The 3,629-nt window shown below is 62.1% G+C and carries 4 protein-coding genes; all 4 read right to left on the reverse strand.

The genetic code is table 11. The features are described from left to right. A partial coding sequence (locus ACRCSW_RS24270) for a sugar-transfer associated ATP-grasp domain-containing protein (protein ID WP_438708226.1) occupies window positions 1-793 on the reverse strand: 793 nt, incomplete at its 3' end. Further along, a complete protein-coding gene (locus ACRCSW_RS24275; protein WP_438708227.1) occupies window positions 793-1,818 on the reverse strand; it encodes a sugar-transfer associated ATP-grasp domain-containing protein in 1,026 nt (341 codons plus the stop codon). The genes ACRCSW_RS24270 and ACRCSW_RS24275, both read right to left, overlap by 1 nt. Continuing rightward, complete coding sequence (locus tag ACRCSW_RS24280; protein ID WP_438708228.1) at window positions 1,819-2,787, reverse strand: ATP-grasp fold amidoligase family protein; 969 nt, start codon at window positions 2,785-2,787, stop codon at window positions 1,819-1,821. Between the two features lie 521 nt (window positions 2,788-3,308). Continuing rightward, window positions 3,309-3,434: a helix-turn-helix transcriptional regulator gene (locus ACRCSW_RS24285; RefSeq protein ID WP_438708229.1), complete on the reverse strand. Its 126-nt coding sequence runs from the start codon at window positions 3,432-3,434 to the stop codon at window positions 3,309-3,311. Window positions 3,435-3,629 lie beyond the last annotated feature (195 nt).

Raw genomic sequence — 3,629 nt, forward strand, 5'->3', positions numbered from 1 at the left:
GTGTGGCAAGCGCTAGGACCGATTGCCACTCCGGGACCACCACACCCGCAATCGGCGCGTTCGTCGCCGGGTGATGGCTCAGCGTGCGCCGCACGGGGCCGCCGAGGTCAACGATAGCCTCCGACAGCCGCCCGGAACCAAGATCGACCAGCGAAACGATGCCACCGGCCTTGAAATTGTCCGTCGGCACCGACCTCTCCGTCCCGAAACGATGGGCCGCACCGATCAGGACGGGTTCACCGCCCGGACGCTGCCCGACCATAACCCGGATCGTGTTTACCGCATCGGGAAAGATCGCTTTGGCATAGTCGTGCTGGGTCAGCACCTCTTCCAGAATAAAACGTCCGACACGGGGCAACTCGTCGAGCGAACTGCTGATGCGCACGTCCCGCCCGCCGCTGCCGTCCACCGGTTTTGCGATGAAGGGCTGCGCGCCTACCACGCCGTCGCCAAGCGGCAGACCATCCGGCCCCAGCGCCCGGCCATCGGTAAATGACCCGATAAGGCGCGCCGTCTCCACACCCGCGCCGGCCGCCCATCCATGAAACCGCTGCTTGTCACCCAGCACCCCGCTCGCATCCGGTGCGTTCAATCGCGGAAGCCGGGCCTCGACCTCAAGATCGGTCAGAAAGAGCGAGTGATCGAAGCGGTCGAACGGATAAAGCCAGGCGCGGTTGGACAAAAACCCCTTCGATATCAAAGCAATGTTCGGCCACCGCTTGTTGCCGCGCCGCTCCAGCGCCCACAGGTGGCGCAAGAGCCGCCAGCGATGCCTGAGACGCGAAAGCGGCATTATCCCGCCCTAGGCCGCGCGCGGCTAATGTAGCGCGCCAGGATCGGCCGTAGCCGCGGGTCGCCCAAAAGCTGGTCATAAAGCTGGAAAAACCGCAGGCTCGGATGAGCGTTTCCCTCTATCACGGTCGGACCATCTTTCGTCACCGCGATGTCCCAACCCACGTAAGCGAGATAGGGAAACGCCCGCCCAAGCGCCAGCACCAGATCGAGAACGCCTTGCCAGTGGGGCACCATGATCCCGGCGATGGCGCTTTGCGTGTCGGGATGGACCGCATGCCGGACGACCCGGTTGTCGGGCGCTATCGTGATCGCCTCGCTCAAACCGCCCGTCTCAAGGTCGATCTTTGCGACAAGCCCCCCGGCGCTGAAATTGTCCACCGGGGCCGAAGATGCCGTACCGAACCGATGAATCGCGGCAGCGGCGACCGGCTCGCCCGCCTCGTCCCTCAGCATCAGGAACCGGATCGTGTTCAGGGCACCCGGAAAAATGGTCTGGGCATAACCGGCCTGCTCGACAAAGCCGGTGAGGATCGCGTCCTCCCCTCGATACTGGGCGATGGCATCAAGCGACCGCCCAATCTGGATCGCCCGCCCCTTCGACCCAAGCGTCGGCTTGATCACGAAGCGCCCAGTCCCGGCGAAATGCTCGCGCAGCGCCGCCTCGCCGCCCTTCGTCCAGTGCCAGTGACCAGCGTAGTGGCAGGCGAAAAGGCGCGGTGTCGGAAGGCCGTTCATTTCCAGCGACTCACCGAACACGGCCTTGTTATCAAGCACATAGGCATAGTGCCCGTTCAAGCCGTGCAGCTCATGCTCGCGCTCGGAATTGCTGATGACACCATCCGTATCGCCGCGTATCTGGCGGTACCAGTCCGCCTCCCGGGGATCAAAGCCGGCCAGCAGGTCTTTCGCGCGCTGAAGCCGACCCGCGCCCGCAATGGCTGCGCTGCCCCGCCAATAACCCTTGCCATTGCGACGGATGAACTTAAGCCGACGCTTGAGCGCGCCGTTCCCTACCATCGCCATTCAAGCAACTCCCCGATCAGCCGAAGGCGCGTCGTCTTTCGCCAGCCTCAGAAGGCTCCCGAAGCGCAGTTCCCACTCGGGGGGCTCGAAGACATCCATGCCGCCTTCTGGGTAGAAGGTGATCTCTCCGAACCGGATCTTGCCGAAATTCTCGTAAAGATCGACGCGGCAGAAATCGAACGGTTCGGACAGCGTCTCAGCCACTCGCAGCAGACCGCCAAGATCGTCCGGCGCAGCAATCGGCGCTTCGTTGACAGGTGCTGCGCGCCGACGAACCGGCAGGGGCCGCCAATCGGTGTCGAACACAGTCTTGGTGCGTTTTCCAGCGGTTTCCTGGATCGACATGATGAAGTGCGGCACGCCATGGAAGCAGAAGATCTTGTATTCCCTCAGCTCACCCGACGTATCGGGTTCCATGAATTCTTCGACCAGAATACCCGGCCTGATATCGCGGTAGGGCGGCTCGCGATGGCGGTGCCACTGGTTGAACGCCAGATGATCGGCAAGCTTCGCGCGCGCCGCCGCCCAGTCGAAGCCGACGCGGTCACGGCAAATGACGACCCCGCCAAAATCGTGGTTGGTCTTCAGCACGAACTTCTGCTGCGTGATCCTGCGGGGATTGATGTCGCCCAGCCGATAGGTCGCCATGATCATCGGCACAAGGATATCGTTGCCAAGCTTCGCTGCCACGTGCTCGCGGACCCGGATCTTGTCGGCGCAGATCGTCTGCAGTGGATCAACCGGACGCAGCTTGAGAGCATTCAGCTTTTCGCTCAACCCCACCGGATTGGCTAGATCGAGCTCAAGACCCGTCTTCGCGCGGTACTGCGCCTTCAAAAAATCCTCGACAGGTGTCGTGGCATCCCGTTTCATCCCGGCTTTGCGGGACAGCCGATGCAGCCGCACCAGAACATTCGGCGCGTAGCCCGCGAAAAGGCGCCGCGCCTGCTCCCTGATTGCAGACCTCATCGCCGGGCCTTGAACGGATGCTTCACGAAACGCTCCCACGCAGTTCCCGCATTGCCTCGGGCCAAGCTCGAGACGACGACTGGAAAAAGGCCGCCTCGCCGCTAGCCTTCGCGGAAGGCCATCCCGCGCTCCGCAAGCCGTGTATTTGACCCATGCACACTGCCTCCTTTGACGACCGAATTGGCTCGAAGGTACTGCGCAGAAATGTCAACCGCGCAGCAATATCGTTTTTCTCTAACCTGCCCTCTGTCTAAACTAGCTATCAAGTCGATCTAGCTAAGCGGTAGTTTGTGTTTCGTTGGCACAATAACAACCCGACGGCCGATCACAGAACCGGTCAGGTCAAGCAACGGCCTGGCATCCCGCTGTGCAGCAGCGCCAGTCGCCAACGATTGTCGGCGGAATCGTGCAGAGCAGCGACCAATCACCCTCGAACGTCCAGCAATAATGTTGCTCGGCGGCAAACGCACCGGCCTCAATGACCGCTGACGGGATATTGCACCGCGGCATAGGGTGCGGCCTCAATGGCTGATTTGGAGCTGGGCCGGGAAGGTGCCCTCATTGATCTTGCGGTAGAGGGTGGACCGGGACAGGCCGGTCCGGGAGACGACGGTCTTGAGACGGATGATACGGTCTGGTGTGGGCATGGCTGTGCTGCCTTCTGTTGGCTGTCTCTGACGGTTGCTGAACCAGACAGACGAGTGCCACCCGCACGCGCAAGGGACTTCAAGACATCAAGGGGTCGTGGCGAAGAAAGAGCGGCAAATCGGACGGGTCATAGTCCGATCCCCAATCCCCTGACGAGGTCGAAGCCATGACTGAAGGCAAGTTGCTGCCCGAGC

This window comes from Tabrizicola sp. (assembly GCF_051645465.1).
Classification (GTDB): domain Bacteria; phylum Pseudomonadota; class Alphaproteobacteria; order Rhodobacterales; family Rhodobacteraceae; genus Tabrizicola.